Here is a 15,675-nt window from a genome sequence, read left to right as displayed (position 1 = left end):
GGCCGGCGGCTCGAAGAGCCGCCGGCCGCCGCTGGTCAACCGCAAACGCCCCCACGCTGGTTCCGGTGGAGCTCGCACCGTGGGGGGCTTGGGGGGCTCGGCCCCCAACGTGATCCGAAACGAGCCGGCGAGCGCGTTCCGCGAGCATACGTACGCCGAGTGGAGGTGCCGGGAATCGAACCCGGGTCCTCTGTCGCCTCGACAGGGCTTCTCCGTGCGCAGTTCACTGTGCCTCTACTCGGCCCCACCGGTCACGTGAACAAGCCGGTGTGACGGGCCCAGCCGCTGAAGATGTCCCGCCGCGGCTCCGCGGCCGATCCGCGGCGGTAAGCCTCCTAGCTGATGCCGGCGAACCGGGTCGGAGGCGACCCCGGGCCGACAGACATCGCTACTCGCTCAGGCGGCGAGTGCGACGTCGCGCTGGTGATTAACCTTGGCGCTTATTGGTTTGCGGCGACGCTTGAGGTGGCCATCCGCCTGCACCTGCACGCTTCCCCTGACTCAACGTCCAGAGTCGAAACCGTTCACCCCCTAGTCGTGGGAACTTCCACACCCAGTCTAACGCGCCGGGCGCTCCGGATCATCCCGATATCGGAGGTAGGGAAAACCCCACCCCGAAGTGTGCGGATCACCCCATGGTTCCGCACACCCCCGCACCGACATCCTGGAAGGGCGACACGACGAAGGAGACCTCGATGACCACCGACCGCGACGGTACCCAGCCCGATCCGCCCCTGTGGGGCTCGCTCGCCTACCTGGTGCTGAACCTGCCCATCGGCATCGCCTCGTTCGTGTTCGTCGTCACGATGACCTCGGTCGGGCTGAGCACGGTCGTCATCTGGGTCGGGCTCGTCGTCCTCGCCGTCGCGGCGGTGGTCTGGCGCGGCGCGGCCCAGCTGGAACGGATGCGCGTGCACGCCATGCTCGGCACCTACGTCGCCACCCCGTACCGCCCGCTGCCCGACGGCGTCACCAAGCGGGTCGGCGCGCGGTTCAAGGACCCGGCCACCTACAAGGACATGGCCTACCACCTGCTCCTGTTGCCGATCGGCGTCGCTGAGTTCACGATCATGGTCACCACCTGGGCAACGAGCCTGTGGCTGGTGCTCATGCCGGTCTACTACCCGTGGCTGCCCGGCGACTGGCACCCGGTCACCTGGGACGGCGGCGCCTTCGACGTCGACTCCTGGTTCGAGACGCTGCCGTGGGCCGCCGCCGGGCTGCTCGTGCTGGCCGTCACGCTCACGCTGACCAAGGTGCTCGGCCGGGCGCACGCCCGCTACGCCCGCGCCGTGCTGGGCCCGAGCCAGCAGCGGATCGACCGCCTGGCCAAGCTCGACACCGCGGGCGCCATCGACTGGAACACGTCCGCGGCGGTGGGGCGATGACCAGCGCTGAGCCCCTGTACCTGGTGCCGGACCCGCCGGAGCGGGATCCTGTCCCCGTGGCACCACCACCCCCCGCTCCCGAAACCGAGCAGTCGCTGCTGCGCCGAGGGGCAGGCTCGGCCCTGTTCATGCTGGCCGGCTTCCCGCTGAGCCTGGTCGCGTTCGTCCTCACCGTCGTGCTGCTGACGGTCGGCGTCGGCACCCTGGTCATCTGGGTCGGCCTGGGCATCCTGCTGATCGCCACCCAGCTGGTCTCCGGGTTCGCCGCCGCGAACCGCGGACTGATCCGCGGCACGCTCGGCGTCGACATCCCGACCCCGAGGATCGAGCTCGACAAGTCCGGCTCGTTCTGGCGCCGCTACCGCGCCCGGCTGCTGCACCCGCAGGTGTGGCGCAACGTGCTGTACCTGGTCGCGTCGTTCCCGCTGCACTGCTTCGAGTTCGGGCTGGCGATCGCCGGCATCGTGCTGCTGCCGATCGGCCTGTTCGTGCTGCCGGTGGTCGCCGCGCTGCACGTCATGCTGGCCAAGGCCCTGCTCGGACCGAACGAGACCGAGCAGCTCACCGAGAAGGCAGAGCATCTGCAGGCGTCCCGGGCCAGGGGCGTCGACGCGGCCGAGGCCGAGCGGCGACGGATCGAGCGCGACCTGCACGACGGCGCCCAGCAGCGGTTGGTCGCGGTCGCCATGGGTCTCGGCCGGGCGAAGTCCAAGCTCGACGCCGACCCGGCCAGCGCCCGCGAGCTGATCGACGAGGCGCACGCGGACGCCAAGCTCGCGGTGTCCGAGCTGCGCGACCTGGCCCGCGGCATCTACCCGGCCGTGCTCGGCGACCGGGGGCTCGACGCGGCGCTGTCGTCACTGGCCGCGAAGTGCCCGGTCCCGGTCGAGGTGCACGTGGCGATCGACCCCCGCCCGCCGGCCGCGGTGGAGAGCACGGCGTACTTCATCGTGGGCGAGTCGCTGACCAACCTGGCCAAGCACTCGGGCGCCACCGAGGCCAAGGTCAACGCCTGGCGCGAGGAACGTCCCACCGGTGACCTGGTCGTCGTCGAGATCACCGACAACGGCGGGGGCGGCGCGTCGATGCGGACGGGAGGTGGGCTCGCCGGCCTCGCCGACCGGGCTGCGACGATTGACGGCGTGATGACCGTGGTGAGCCCCGTGGGTGGGCCGACAGTGATCAGGGCGGACCTTCCGTGCACGTGGTGATCGCGGAGGACTCCGTACTGCTGCGTGCCGGGATCCAGCGCCTGCTGGCCGACGAGAAGATCGAGACCGTGGCCGCGGTCGAGGACGGTGAGGGCCTGCTGGTCGCGGTCAGCGAGCACCGCCCCGACCTGGCGATCGTCGACGTGCGGATGCCGCCGACGTTCACCGACGAGGGCCTGCGGGCGGCGCTGCGGGCGCGCGAGCAGCTGCCCGGCCTGCCGGTGCTGGTGCTCTCGCAGTACGTCGAGGAGCGCTACGCGGTCGAACTCCTGTCCGGCGGGGCGGGCGGCGTCGGCTACCTGCTCAAGGAACGGGTGGCCGACGTGGCGGAGTTCGTGGACGCGGTGCACCGGGTCGCCGGCGGCGGCACGTGCATCGACCAGGAGGTGATCGCGCAGCTGATGGCACGAGGCCGACGCAACCCGATCGACGTCCTGACCCCGCGCGAGCGCGAGGTCCTCGGCCTGATGGCCCAGGGCCTGACGAACGTCGCGATCGCCAAGTCCCTGACCGTCTCGGACGGCGCCGTGGAGAAGCACGTCGGCAACATCTTCTCCAAGCTCGGCCTGGAACCGAGTTCGGAGGAACACCGCAGGGTCCGCGCGGTCCTGACCTTCCTGGAACGCGCCTGACTCAGCCTGGCGCCGGCAGGCCGTAGCGTTCCCGGACGTCGCACACCACCCGCCACGCCACCCGAGGATCGACGGCGAGCTGCACCCGGGCGGTGCCCAGCAGCTCGACCCCGAGGGCCAGGCCGGACTCGGTGAGGTCGTTGGTGAACACCTGGCGGACGGTCGCGCAGAACAGCACGAAGCACGCGCTCTGCCACCGCAACCCGGGCATCGCCGACTCCGCACCGGGTGCGAGCCGTCCGGCGAGTTCGAGCAGTTCGGCCGGCGTCCTGGTCAAGGGGATCAGCAGCAGGTCCGCGAGATGCTCGGTGGCCTCCGCGCTGTCGTCGAGCCGACGCGCGGCCGCTGCGAACGCGTGTGCCTTGCGGTCCAGCTCCAGACCGACCATCGCCGCGGTGATCGACTCGAGGTCGCGCGAGTCGGTCGCCTGCGAGATGTTGATCATGTCGACGGTGCTGCGCCGAAGGTCCCGCGGCAGACCGCCGGACAGGCAGTGGCACAGGCAGCTGAACGGCACCGGCACCCCGAGCAGCCGCCGCCCCATCCAGCGACGGCTCTCCTCGAGCGTGAACGGGTCCATCCGGATCATCTCGGAGAACGCGCTGTCGAAGGCGTCCCGGACCGGCAGCCCGCGCCGCTCGAACGCGGAGATCGCGTCCTCGGACACCGCGACCAGGAACAGGCACCCCTCGACCCCGAAGATCCCCTTGATGTCGTTGACGAACTCGTGCGCCTTCTCCGGCTCGGCGATCTTGTCCAGTTCGTCGACGGCGACCAGGATCCGCTCGATCGCACGGCGGCGGATGAGCACGGCGGCCGCCTGGCCGGCGAACTCGCGGAACGCCTCGACGACCTCGGGGTGGGTGAGCTGCTGCTCGGCGCGCTGGCTGCCCCGCGTCCAGCCCAGATCGGAACCGGGCAGCGGGATGCCGACCTTGCCGGACCAGCCGCTGGTGTAGGTCTGCAGGAACCGGATGCGGTCGAGCTGCCGCACCGCCTCGGCGCGCAGCGCGGCCACCTCCGGCTGCCGAGCCGACCGGGAGAGCCGCCGCAGCCAGTCCACCAGCCGGGACAGCGTCGTGAGCACCACTATCACCGGCGCCGCCGCGGCGCCGGTGAGGAGGATGCCGGCGACCGTGTTCACCCGCAGGCCCACTGGCCGGTCGTCGAAGACCCACAACAGGTCCAGCAGGTATCCCGGGAAGTCCGCGATCACAGCGGCACCGAGGTGCCGCACCCCCGCGGGATCGGCCAGGTACGCCGCGCCGAGTAGCGGGGCGGTCACGACGACGAGCCGCACCAGCCGGTTCACCGCCGCCCGGCCGAGGCGGATCAGCCGGCCGGCCCTGGGCTGGTCCCCGTCGCGCGGCAGGTCGAGCAGCGATCCGGTCAGCGCGAGCACCCGCTTCGCGAGTACCGCGTGCAGGTGGAGCACGAAGTCCCGGGCCTCGTACCGGGACGGCGCCGAAACGACCACACCCAGCGGCACGGCCACCCCGGGGTCGCTGAACATCCCCCGCGCGGCCGCACGGATCGCGGTGGTCTTGCCCACGCCCCGGTAGCCGGCGATGGCCACGGCGTCCGAGGTGGGACGCGCCATGATCCGCCGCAGCCGCTGCCCGGCCGAGGTGACGATGACCGGAGCGTCGTCCTCCTCCTGGTACAGGCTGTACACGTGCTCGATCGCCAGCGTGGTGTCGTAATCGGGCGCACGCCGCTCGTCGATGAACTGGCGCAGCCGTGGCAGCACGACCTCGTCGAGCGCGTACCGGCGCCAGTTCCGCCAGTCGCGAGCGTTGCGTACGGCGATGACCACGCTCCACACCTCCTCGCCGGCGAGGCCGACCGCGAACCCGACGGTGGCCACGAACCCGGCGAGGCTGAGCAGGTTCGCCCAGAACGGCATGACCGGCACCGACGCGAAGGTCAGCCCGAGATACGCCACGACCACGAGCGTGGCGATGACGAGCCGGACACCGGGCCGGAGCCCGGCCAGCCGCCCGGAGCGCAGGCCCCAGTTCCGGACCGACACGTCGTCGGTCCACACCCGTCGCCATTCGCGGATGTCACGCAGTGCGGCGAGGACGTTCGGGTCCTCGATGGTGGTGCTGCGCGCCTCGGCCGGGGGAATCCCCTCCTCTTCCAGCGCCTCGGCGATGTCCGGGTCGGTCAGCGCCTCCTCGAGCAGGGCGTGCAGGTCCCGCTGGGAGTGCAGCCACGACTCGGCGACGGCCGTGCTGTCGGCGGTCGGTCGGCTCAACGGTGCGCCCACCGGACCATCCTGCTGCACGCCCGCCGCGCCGGGAGGGCCGGGACGCGCCCGGCCCCCCGAGTCGTCACGCGGCGGCGGTCGCCATCGCGGGGGCCGGGGCAAGGGCGACGTCCAGCACCTCGCGGACGTCGGCGGCCAGGTGCACGGTCAGCTCGTCCAGCACCGACGCCGGCACGTCGTCCAGGTCGGGCTCGTTGCGCTTGGGCAGCACGACCGTGGTGATCCCGGCCCGGTGCGCGGCGAGCAGCTTCTGCTTCACCCCGCCGATCGGCAGCACCCGGCCGGTCAGCGACACCTCCCCGGTCATCGCCACGTCCGCGCGTACCGGGCGCCCGGACAGCAGCGACGCCAGCGCGGTCGTCATCGTGACGCCGGCGGACGGGCCGTCCTTCGGCACCGCACCGGCCGGAACGTGCACGTGCACACCCTGCTCGGACAGCGAGTCCACCGGCACGTCCAGGTCGGCGCCGTGCGAGCGCAGGTACGACAGCGCGATCTGCGCCGACTCCTTCATCACGTCGCCCAGTTGCCCGGTCAGCGTCACACCCGTCGCCCCGGACTCGGACGGCGCCACCGACGCCTCGACGAACAGCACGTCGCCGCCCGCGCCGGTGACCGCGAGGCCGGTCGCGACGCCGGGCACGGCCGTCCGCTCCGCCGACTCCGGCGTGTGCTTCGGCTGGCCCAGGTACCCGCGCAGGTCGCCGACGTCGACGGTCAGCGGCAGCGTCACCGCCGAGACCGCCAGCTGCGCGGTGATCTTCCGCAGCACCCGCGCGATCGCCCGCTCCAGCTGCCGCACCCCGGCCTCACGGGTGTACTCGCCGGCCATCAGCCGCAGCGCGTCGTCGGTGACGGTCACCTCCTCGGCGGTCAGGCCGGCGCGCTCCAGCTGCCGGGGCAGCAGGTGGTCGCGCGCGATGGTGACCTTCTCCTCCTCGGTGTACCCGTCGAGGGTGACCAGCTCCATCCGGTCCAGCAGCGGCGCCGGGATCTGCTCGACCACGTTCGCCGTGGCCAGGAACACCACGTCCGACAGGTCCAGCTCGACCTCCAGGTAGTGGTCCCGGAACGTGTGGTTCTGCGCCGGGTCCAGCACCTCGAGCAGTGCCGCGGTCGGGTCGCCCCGGTAGTCGGCGCCGACCTTGTCGATCTCGTCGAGCAGCACGACCGGGTTCATCGAGCCGGCCTCCTTGATCGCCCGGACCAGCCGGCCGGGCAGCGCGCCGACGTAGGTGCGCCGGTGCCCCCGGATCTCCGCCTCGTCCCGCACGCCGCCGAGCGCGACCCGGACGAACTTCCGCCCCATCGCGCGGGCGACCGACTCGCCGAGCGAGGTCTTGCCGACCCCGGGCGGACCGGCGAGCGCCAGCACGGCCCCGCTGCGCCGGCCGCCGACGACCCCGAGCCCCCGCTCGTCGCGGCGCTTGCGCACGGCCAGGTACTCGACGATCCGGTCCTTCACGTCCTCGAGCCCGGCGTGGTCGGCGTCCAGCACCTCGCGGGCGCCGGTGATGTCGTAGGCGTCCTCGGTGCGGGTGTTCCACGGCATCTCCAGCACCGTGTCCAGCCAGGTCCGGATCCAGCCGACCTCGGGCGACTGGTCGGAGGTCCGCTCCAGCTTGTCGACCTCGGCCATCGCCGCCTCGTGCACCGCTTCCGGCAGCGCGGCGGCCTCGACCCGGGCGCGGTAGTCCTGCTCCTCGGACTCCGGCCTGCCGTCCAGCTCGGCCAGCTCCTTGCGGATCGCGGCGAGCTGCTGGCGCAGCAGGAACTCGCGCTGCTGGCGCTCCATGCCCTCCTGGACGTCCTTGCGGATGGTCTCGGCGACGTCGAGCTCGGCCAGGTGCTCGCGGCCCCACTCGAGCAGCTTCTCCAGGCGCTCGGTCACGTCCGCGGTCTCCAGCAGCCAGACCTTCTGCTCGTCGGTCAGGTAGGGCGCGTAGCCGGCCATGTCGGCGAGCGCGGACGGGTCGTCCTCCTGCTGCACGGAGTCGACGACCTGCCAGGCGCTGCGCTGCTGGAGCATGGTGATGACCAGCGACTTGTACTCCCTGGCCAGCTCCCGGGTCCGCTCGTCGGCCGGCGGCACCTCCGCCACCTCGGCCTGCACCCACAGCGCCGCGCCCGGCCCGGTGGTACCGGCGCCGATGCGCACCCGCTCGGTGCCGCGCACCACGGCGGCGAGCTGACCGGCGGGCAGCCGACCGACCTGCTCGACCACGCCGAGCGCACCGACCCTGGCGTACTTGCCGTCCAGCCGGGGCACCATCACGACCCTCGGCTTGTCCCCTTCGGCGACCGCCTGGGCGGCCTCGACCGCCGCGCGGACCTCCGCCCCATCGGTCCCGGCGAGCCGGATCGGCACCACCATGCCCGGCAGCAGCACCGTGTCGTCCAGGGGCAACACCGGGAGCGTCATCGACTCTGCCATGAGAACACCCTCCAAAGTTGAGCTTGTCCTACTCAACCCACGGTGGGGTCCGGTTGTTTCCGGCTAGCGTTCGCCCAGAGCGAGCAGCCGTCGCGGCGTCTCGTACAGCACGGACCGCAGGAACGCGTCGCCGAGCCGGTCGTCGGCCCGCGCCCAGGACGCGATCGCGTCCAGCTGTACCGCGTAGTCGTACGGGATGTTCGGGAAGTCCGTGCCCAGCGCCACCCGGTCGGCGACGTCCACCAGCCGCGCCGCCCAGTCCGCCGGCAGGCTCCGGTCCGCCGCGTTGAACGGCACGCCGACCATCGTCGTGTCGAGGTGCGCCCTCGGGTACCGGGCCAGCAGGTCCAGCGCGCCGGCGAAGTCCGGCGCCCCGGCGTGCGCGAGGACCGCGACCAGCCGCGGGTGCCGGGCCAGGACCTGGGCGAACACGTCCAGGCCGGTGAACTCGCCACGCAGCGGCCCGTGCCCGCAGTGCACCACGACCGGCACCCCGGCCTCGGCCAGCAGCCCCCACGCCGGGTCGAGCACCGGGTCACGCGGGTCGTACGCGCCGACCTGCACGTGGGCCTTCACGCACCGCGCCCCCGCGGCGAGCGCCTTGGCCAGGTAGTCGGCGACGTCCGGTTCGGGGTGGATGGTCGCCGTCGGCACCGCGCCTGGCGTGCGGGCCGCGAAGTCGAGCACCCAGTCGTTCAGCCACGCCGCCATGCCCGGCTTGTGCGGGTAGACCAGCGGCGCGAACGCCAGCACGCCCAGCCCGCGCAGCACCGCGAGCCGCTCGTCGGCCGGTAGCCGGTACCGGATCGGCCACGGCGTGCCGTACTCCTCGACGGCGCGGTCGAAGAACGCCCACACCTTGCGCTCCACCTGCTCCGGCAGGAAGTGCACGTGCAGGTCGACGAGCCCGGGCAGCCCCAGCGAGGCGACGAACCCGGGGACGTCGGAATCGTTCACAGGCGGCCCTTCGCCCGCCGCCCGGCGACCTTGGCGATCTCCCGCTCCGCGTCCCGCTTGGCCAGCGCCTGGCGCTTGTCGTAGGCCTTCTTGCCCTTGGCCAGCGCCAGTTCGACCTTGACCTTGCCGTCCTTGAAGTACAGCGACAGCGGGACCAGCGACAGCCCGCTCTCCCTGGTCTTGCCGATCAGCCGCTCGATCTCCTTGCGGTGCAGCAGCAGCTTGCGGGTGCGCCGCGGCGTGTGGTTGGTCCACGTGCCGAGCACGTACTCCGGGATGTGCAGGTTGCGCAGCCACACCTCGCCGTCGTCGACCGTGGCGAAGGCGTCCACCAGGGAGGCCCGGCCGAGCCGCAGCGACTTCACCTCGGTGCCGACCAGCGCGACCCCGGCCTCGTAGGTGTCCAGGATCGCGTAGTCGTGCCGCGCCTTGCGGTTCTGCGCGATGACCTTCTGGCCGCGTTCCTTGGACATGACGACAACTCTACGTGCCCGCGCACCCGGTTATTGCCGCACGTACAGCCGTAGCGTCACGTATCCGGTGGTCGCGGAGATGCCGATCGAGGTCAACAGCAGCCATGGGGACACCAGTAGGATGTCCAACCCGCTGACCGGACTGATCACCCCGGTGGAGAACACTCCGCTGAGCACGCTGTCGAAGAACCACGCCTTGAACGCCACCAGCAGCCCGATGGCCAGGATCGCGCCGATCAGGCCGGCGACCACCGCCTCGAGCAGGAACGGTAGCTGGGTGTACCACCTGGTCGCGCCCACCAGCCGCATGATGTTGACCTCCGTGCGTCTGGTGAACGCGGACACCTGCACGGTGTTGGAGATCAGCAGCAACGCGGCCACGGCCTGCACCAGCGCGACCGCGAAGGTCACGTCCCGTACACCGTTGAACACGTTGAACAACCGTTCGAGGAACTCGCTCTCGTCGACGATCGAGTCGACGCCCACGCTGCCGGAGTAGGTCTGCGTGATCACGTCCGCGCGGCTCGGGTCCTTCAACTGGACGTTGAACGACGCCGGCAGCGACTCGGGCCGCACGAGCTTGAGCAGCTCCGGCTGGGCCTCGAAGATCTGCTGGAAGCGGTCGTAGGCCTGCTGCCGGTTCTCGAAGCTGACCACCTCGACAGCCGGGTCCGACTCCAGCTGCGCGCGCAGGCCGGCACAGGGGTCCTGCGCGCACTCGGGGTCGTTCGCGCTGATGTCGTTGGTGAGGTAGACGTTGACGTCGACCTCGTCCTCGTACACGTCCTGGGTGTTGTCGACCATCCGGACGACCAGAAGGCCGAGGCCGAGCAGCGCGAGGGAGATCATCGTGGTGAGAATCATCGCCACGGTCATCGTCACGTTGCGCCGGAGGCCGGTCAGCACCTCACTGAACACAAAGCTGGCACGCATCGGGGGAAAGTGTCCTCGGGGTTGGACGGTCGGGGGTGGCCGAGTGGGGACTCGGGGGCGGGAGCCTAGCGGCCGACGCCGTAGACGCCGCGTGAGTCGTCGCGGACGACCTGGCCGAGGTCGAGCTCGACGACGCGGCGGCGCATCGAGTCGACGATCGAGTGGTCGTGCGTGGCCATGAGCACCGTGGTGCCGGTGCGGTTGATCCGCTCCAGCAGCAGCATGATGTCCTGGCTGGTGTCCGGGTCCAGGTTTCCGGTCGGCTCGTCGGCCAGCAGCATCAGCGGCCGGTTCACGAACGCGCGGGCGATCGCCACCCGCTGCTGCTCGCCACCGGAGAGCTCGTGCGGCATCCGCGCCGACTTGCCCTCGAGGCCGACCAGCTCCAGCACCTCGGGCACCACCTTGCGGATGGTGTTCCTCGGCTTGCCGATGACCTCGAGCGCGAACGCCACGTTCTCGTGGACGGTCTTGTTGTTCAGCAGCCGGAAGTCCTGGAACACGCAGCCGATGGACTGGCGCAGGCGGGGGACCCTGCGCCGGGCCATCCTGGCGACGTCGAAGTTCGCCACGTACACCCGGCCTCGGCTGGGCACCTCCTCGCGGAGCAGTAGGCGCAGGAACGTGGATTTTCCTGAGCCGGATGCCCCGATGAGGAAGACGAACTCGCCCTTGTCCACCCCGACGGACACGTCCTGCAACGCGGGACGCGTCGAGGTCTTGTACACCTTCGATACGTGCTCGAGCCGGATCACGAGGCGCGAGTCTACCTCCGCCCGTTATCAGGCTGTTGTGAAGGCGAGATCAGGCGGCCAGCGGTACGTTTCCGGCGGTCAGCGGCCCGCGGCACCCGTTTGGCGATCAGATGTCGGGCCAGGGCGCCCGGTCACGCCACCTGGGTCCGGCGCCAGCGGATGCCGGCCTCGATGAAGCCGTCGAGGTCGCCGTCGAGGACACTGCCCGGATTGCCGACCTCGAACTCGGTGCGCAGGTCCTTGACCATCTGGTACGGGTGCAGGACGTAGGAGCGCATCTGGTTGCCCCAGCTGGAGCCGCCGTCGCCCTTGAGCGCGTCCATCTCGACCCGCTCCTCCTGGCGCTTGCGCTCGAGCAGCTTGGCCTGGAGGACGCGCAGGGCCGCGGCCCGGTTCTGGATCTGCGACTTCTCGTTCTGACAGGACACGACGATGCCGGTCGGGATGTGTGTGATGCGCACCGCGGAGTCGGTGGTGTTCACGCTCTGCCCGCCGGGGCCGGAGGAGCGGAACACGTCGATGCGGATGTCCTTCTCCGGGATGTCGACGTGGTCGACGGCCTCCACGAACGGCAGCACCTCGACGCCGGCGAACGAGGTCTGCCGGCGGCCCTGGTTGTCGAACGGGGAGATGCGCACGAGCCGGTGGGTGCCCTGCTCGACCGAGAGGGTGCCGTAGGCGTAGGGCGCGGTGACCTTGAAGGTGGCCGACTTGATGCCGGCCTCCTCGGCGTAGGAGGTGTCGTAGACCTCGACCGGGTAGCCGTGCCGCTCGGCCCAGCGCAGGTACATGCGCATGAGCATCTCGGCCCAGTCCGCGGCGTCCACCCCGCCCGCCTCGGAACGGATGGTGACCAGGGCGTCACGCTCGTCGTAGTCGCCGGAGAGCAGGGTGCGGACCTCGAGGGAGGCGATGTCGGCGCGGAGCCGGGCGCGCTCCTCGTCTGCCTCGGCCGACTCCTCGGCTGAGCCCTCCTCCTCGGCGAGCTCGTACATCACCCCGAGGTCGTCCAGCCGCTGCCGCAGCTCCTCGAGACGGCGGAGCTCGGCCTGCTTGTGCGAGAGCGCGCTGGTGACCTGCTGCGCGGACTCCGGGTCGTCCCAGAGGTCCGGCCGGGCGGCCTGCTGCTCGAGATCGGCGATCTGCGAGCGCAGCGCGGCCAGGTCCGACACCTGCTCGACTCCGGCGAGGGTGTCGGACAGATCGTTGAGGTCAGCTGCGACGTCCGGGTTCACGTCTCAAGAGGTTACTCGGCGAAGTCGTGAACCCGGGCGCCGACCGACTCAGGAGATGGGAATGGCGTCCAGCAGCTTGAGCACCGCCTTCGCGCGGGCGACCCCGAACTCGGCGATGGCCTTGGCGTAGGGGTCCTCCGCGGCCTTCACCGCTGCCTTGTGCGCGTCCTGCTCCTCGGCGTAGATCCGCTTCGCCGAGTCGATCAGGGCGGTGCGCTGGCGGACGGTCAGTGCGTTCGCGTGCACGAGGCGCAGGATCAGCGGGCTGCGGAGGTGGTCCGGGCCCGGCTCGCTGGCGAGCCAGCTCTTGAACGCCTTCTTGCCGGCAGCCGTCACGACGTACTGCTGGCTCGAACGCGGGCCTTGCTTCCCCAGCCGGACGAGGCCCGCGTCGGCCAACGCCGGGAGTTCCCGGTAAACCTGGCTCCGGGTGACGCTGAAAAAGGAGCCGAATCGGTCACGGGCGGCCGAGACCAGCTGTCCACCGGTTGCCGGGCCGTCGTGCAGCAGCCCCAGTAGGGCGGCGGCGGTTGCATTCAGTTCAGACACCACTCCACCGTGCCACGAACAGGCGTCGGTGTCCACAGTGGCCGAGCATCTGTCCACTGTGGCGCGACGGGGGCTTTTGGGACTGTTGAGCGGGAGTCCAGTCGAACTGTACGCCGAGTTTCGCCGACCCCGTTGCGTGGCCCAAAAATTCTTAGCCGCGCAAAAGACATGTCACCCGGAAACACGGCGACGATCCCCGTACCAGCGAGAACGGTCACGAGCGCGCGCGCGTCCGGGCCAGTCGTGGCACCGAAATCGCCGGGGATCGCCCTTGCCGCAACCGTGATCGCGCCCCGCACTCGGCCCCGACCGACACCGCCCGACGGCCACGATCACGGCGGAAACGGGCACTACTCCATCCGGGTACAAATGTGACGGCGAGGCTCTCCGGAACCGGCTTCCGCCCTCCGGAGCGGAAAACGCCCGTGCGGATGCACGCGCATCGTCCCGCCGCGACAGGAGGTGCGTGCGAGGCGGACAGTCACCTGTGTACGGCATTCGCACCAACGCGGTGCGCCAAGCGCCGAGGTGGTCCTGTGTGGACAGGCTCCGGGATGAACCCCACCCCCCCCCTCGCGACGGCCGTCGAGCCGATCCGATCCATGCGCCGAACGGCCATCGCTTCGACATCGGACGACGCCCCCCGTTCCCGCGAGCGCCGAACTCGGACACCGCAGACCTCGCCAGAGCGGAAACCCGCAGGTCAGACCCCAAACAGGGGGCCCCGTACACGGCCCTCCGAAGGCATGTATAGTTAGTGACACAACAGCGCGGGGTGGAGCAGCTCGGTAGCTCGCTGGGCTCATAACCCAGAGGTCGCAGGTTCGAATCCTGTCCCCGCTACCAAGAGATGGCGACAGCCGGACCGATGATACGTCGGTCCGGCTGTTGTCATACATGGGCACCTTCCTCAGAACCTCACCGGTGACGACGCACCCACGTCCACCCCGGACCAGAGCCGGCTCCGGGTAACCGACGTCACACCACAGAATTCTGCCCTAAGGCGGCTCCGGTGTGGACGGTCGGGACGAAGCCAGGCAGGATATCGGCGAACAAAAGCGCCCCCGGGCGCTATCACTTACGGGACAGCCGGCTCGAGTCTGGACATCTGGACTAGCGGGAACACCGCACGTCAGACGTTCGTTCCAGGGTCGAGGAAGATATTTGCTACTGTTCCGTCACAAACCAACGGGTGTGCACGATTGTTCGTGCGCGGCGGTCGAGGGAGCAACCGAATGGCACAGAAGGTATTGGTTCAGCTCGTTGACGATCTCGACGGGACGAGCTCGCAGGACGTGACGACCGTCCTCTTCGGTCTCGACGGCGTCACCTACGAGATCGACCTGACCGAGGCGAACGCCGAGCGACTGCGCGAGAGCCTGTCGGAGTACGTCGAGTCGGCGCGGCGGGTCGGCGGTCGGATCAAGCGCGGTACCCGCCCGGCTGCCGGCAGCAAGGCAGCGAGTGCCAACGAGGCTGCGCAGGTCAGGGAGTGGGCACAGGAGAACGGCTTCGAGCTGGCCGGCCGTGGCCGGATCCCCTCGCACGTGGTCGAGGCGTACAAGGCCGCCCAGGCGGAGACCAAGCCGAAGGCGACCTCGCCGGCGACCAAGCGGCGCACCCGGGCGAAGAAGGGCTGACTCCTCGGGCGCGTTCGACCGCACGCCCGCCGTGGACCCGGCCGATCGGCTCGAGTGTCCACAGTAGATAACAGGCGCCCTGCCCGCCAGCGCCCGTAGGGTGCGAGTTCTCGATAAGTGAGAACGGCCTCTCGTCCCCCGAGGGGCCGTTCTTCGCTTGTCCGTGACCCCGGCCGATGTTCGACCATTTCTCGAACCAACACCGACCGCGCACTCGACCACGGCGGCCGTCACAAATCGAAGAATGCGCATGCGCCGCCGCCACGACCCCCACCCCGAATAGCCCCCAACCGGCTCGCCGGAGCGCCCCCCTCGGCCACTCGCCCGCTCGTGTCCGAGCCCGTTCGTTCCACGCCTGATGCGCGTTCCGGGGCCCCCGGCTCCCAGCCTCCCGGGGGGATCGCAAGCGTCCGTCCAAGCGTCGCTGAGCCACCCGTAGCGTGCACGCACCACGCGGTCAATCCCGACCCGGACAGCGACGGCTGCACGACGCGCTGCCGCTACTGAGGAGCGACCCGACCGCGGACCGTGTTCGACAAGCCCGCCCAGTGGCCAGCCAGCTGCTGGTCACGGTCGTCCAACCGGCGCGACGGTCCGAGCGCTACCGGTCCCGTTCGCCCGCGCGGCGCGCCACCACATGCCCGTCCGCCCGACTGGCGATGCGCTAGACCGCCGACATCCACCCACGCCGCGCCAAGACCGACCCCATCAGCATCGTCGACGACGCCCGCCCCACACGCTGCACCGGTCGACGTCGACAACGAAGCCGTGCCCGAGCTGAACGTGCTGACCCGGCTCGATAACGACCTGGCCGGCGAGGTCAACGCGGTCCGCGGCCTACTCACCGGCATCCACCCCAGCGATGGACGGGGCCAGCCCAGCGACCCACCCACCGACGAACCACGCCTACCCAGCGACCCACCCACCGACGAACCACGCCTACCCAGCGACACCCACTCCACCATCGAACGGCGCCAACCCCAGCAACCCACCCCACGGTCGAACGGGGCCAACCCACCGGCATCCACAGTGCGGCCGAACGCGCCACCAGCCCCCATGTTCAGCCACCCCCCTGCGGTGGGCGCTGAAGGCAGCGCAAGCGCGTCGAGGCGTCCTGCATGCGCACCCACATGCCAAGGTCCTGACGTCGATGCCGGGCATCGACGTCAGGACCTCGTCAGTCAGACTCCTCGAGA

At 70.6% G+C, this 15,675-nt stretch carries 12 protein-coding genes, 1 tRNA gene and 1 other RNA gene; 5 read left to right on the top strand and 9 right to left on the bottom strand.

Annotation, left to right across the window (positions count from 1 at the left end; all coding sequences use genetic code 11):
* Window positions 1-157 precede the first annotated feature (157 nt).
* Window positions 158-532: a transfer-messenger RNA gene (gene ssrA, locus JT362_RS34620) on the bottom strand.
* A 163-nt stretch (window positions 533-695) separates the two neighbouring features.
* Between ssrA and JT362_RS34615 the strand changes: the two genes are divergently transcribed.
* The 3 genes from JT362_RS34615 (at window position 696) to JT362_RS34605 (ending at window position 3,231) form a co-directional block, all read left to right on the top strand.
* A complete protein-coding gene (locus JT362_RS34615) occupies window positions 696-1,388 on the top strand; it encodes a sensor domain-containing protein (RefSeq protein ID WP_260196166.1) in 693 nt (230 codons plus the stop codon).
* A gap of 128 nt (window positions 1,389-1,516) precedes the next feature.
* A complete protein-coding gene (locus JT362_RS34610; RefSeq protein ID WP_260196169.1) occupies window positions 1,517-2,599 on the top strand; it encodes a sensor histidine kinase in 1,083 nt (360 codons plus the stop codon).
* The gene (locus JT362_RS34605) at window positions 2,587-3,231 is read left to right on the top strand and encodes a response regulator transcription factor (protein WP_260196165.1); all 645 of its coding nucleotides are present in this window, start codon (window positions 2,587-2,589) and stop codon (window positions 3,229-3,231) included. Before JT362_RS34610 ends, JT362_RS34605 begins: the two co-directional genes overlap by 13 nt.
* Before the next feature lies 1 nt (window position 3,232).
* Here JT362_RS34605 and JT362_RS34600 read toward each other — a convergent pair whose 3' ends face one another.
* From JT362_RS34600 to JT362_RS34565, 8 genes are all read right to left on the bottom strand, one after another.
* Window positions 3,233-5,503, bottom strand: a complete 2,271-nt coding sequence (locus JT362_RS34600) for a hypothetical protein (RefSeq protein ID WP_260196164.1) — start codon at window positions 5,501-5,503, stop codon at window positions 3,233-3,235.
* Window positions 5,504-5,567: 64 nt separating this feature from the next.
* Window positions 5,568-7,937, bottom strand: a complete 2,370-nt coding sequence (lon, locus tag JT362_RS34595; RefSeq protein ID WP_260196163.1) for an endopeptidase La — start codon at window positions 7,935-7,937, stop codon at window positions 5,568-5,570.
* A gap of 63 nt (window positions 7,938-8,000) precedes the next feature.
* Window positions 8,001-8,894, bottom strand: a complete 894-nt coding sequence (locus tag JT362_RS34590; protein WP_260196161.1) for an amidohydrolase family protein — start codon at window positions 8,892-8,894, stop codon at window positions 8,001-8,003.
* Complete coding sequence (smpB, locus tag JT362_RS34585) at window positions 8,891-9,367, bottom strand: SsrA-binding protein SmpB (RefSeq protein ID WP_260196160.1); 477 nt, start codon at window positions 9,365-9,367, stop codon at window positions 8,891-8,893. The genes JT362_RS34590 and smpB overlap by 4 nt, the downstream gene beginning before the upstream one ends.
* A gap of 30 nt (window positions 9,368-9,397) precedes the next feature.
* Entirely contained in the window at window positions 9,398-10,300 is a 903-nt protein-coding gene (gene ftsX / locus JT362_RS34580) for a permease-like cell division protein FtsX (RefSeq protein WP_260196159.1), read from the bottom strand.
* Window positions 10,301-10,365: 65 nt separating this feature from the next.
* A complete protein-coding gene (gene ftsE, locus JT362_RS34575; protein ID WP_260196158.1) occupies window positions 10,366-11,055 on the bottom strand; it encodes a cell division ATP-binding protein FtsE in 690 nt (229 codons plus the stop codon).
* Between the two features lie 131 nt (window positions 11,056-11,186).
* Window positions 11,187-12,290, bottom strand: a complete 1,104-nt coding sequence (prfB, locus tag JT362_RS34570; protein ID WP_260196156.1) for a peptide chain release factor 2 — start codon at window positions 12,288-12,290, stop codon at window positions 11,187-11,189.
* Window positions 12,291-12,338: 48 nt separating this feature from the next.
* A complete protein-coding gene (locus JT362_RS34565) occupies window positions 12,339-12,839 on the bottom strand; it encodes a PadR family transcriptional regulator (RefSeq protein WP_260196154.1) in 501 nt (166 codons plus the stop codon).
* Between the two features lie 769 nt (window positions 12,840-13,608).
* Here JT362_RS34565 and JT362_RS34560 point away from each other — a divergent pair.
* Both JT362_RS34560 and JT362_RS34555 read left to right on the top strand, forming a co-directional pair.
* Window positions 13,609-13,685, top strand: a tRNA-Met gene (locus JT362_RS34560).
* Between the two features lie 389 nt (window positions 13,686-14,074).
* Window positions 14,075-14,479, top strand: coding sequence for a histone-like nucleoid-structuring protein Lsr2 (locus JT362_RS34555; RefSeq protein ID WP_311202791.1), 405 nt, complete (start codon window positions 14,075-14,077; stop codon window positions 14,477-14,479).
* Window positions 14,480-15,675 lie beyond the last annotated feature (1,196 nt).

Source organism: Actinophytocola gossypii (genome assembly GCF_025165815.1).
Lineage (GTDB): Bacteria > Actinomycetota > Actinomycetes > Mycobacteriales > Pseudonocardiaceae > Actinophytocola > Actinophytocola gossypii.
This window is presented reverse-complemented; position numbering and strand designations above follow the sequence as displayed.

Bases quoted from the DNA above. Each gene is read 5' to 3' on its own strand.
- JT362_RS34615 (WP_260196166.1), top strand. From the start codon at position 696: ATGACCACCGACCGCGACGGTACCCAGCCCGATCCGCCCCTGTGGGGC.
- JT362_RS34610 (WP_260196169.1), top strand. From the start codon at position 1,517: ATGCTGGCCGGCTTCCCGCTGAGCCTGGTCGCGTTCGTCCTCACCGTC.
- lon (WP_260196163.1), bottom strand. From the start codon at position 7,937: ATGGCAGAGTCGATGACGCTCCCGGTGTTGCCCCTGGACGACACGGTG.
- smpB (WP_260196160.1), bottom strand. From the start codon at position 9,367: ATGTCCAAGGAACGCGGCCAGAAGGTCATCGCGCAGAACCGCAAGGCG.
- ftsX (WP_260196159.1), bottom strand. From the start codon at position 10,300: ATGCGTGCCAGCTTTGTGTTCAGTGAGGTGCTGACCGGCCTCCGGCGC.
- JT362_RS34555 (WP_311202791.1), top strand. From the start codon at position 14,075: ATGGCACAGAAGGTATTGGTTCAGCTCGTTGACGATCTCGACGGGACG.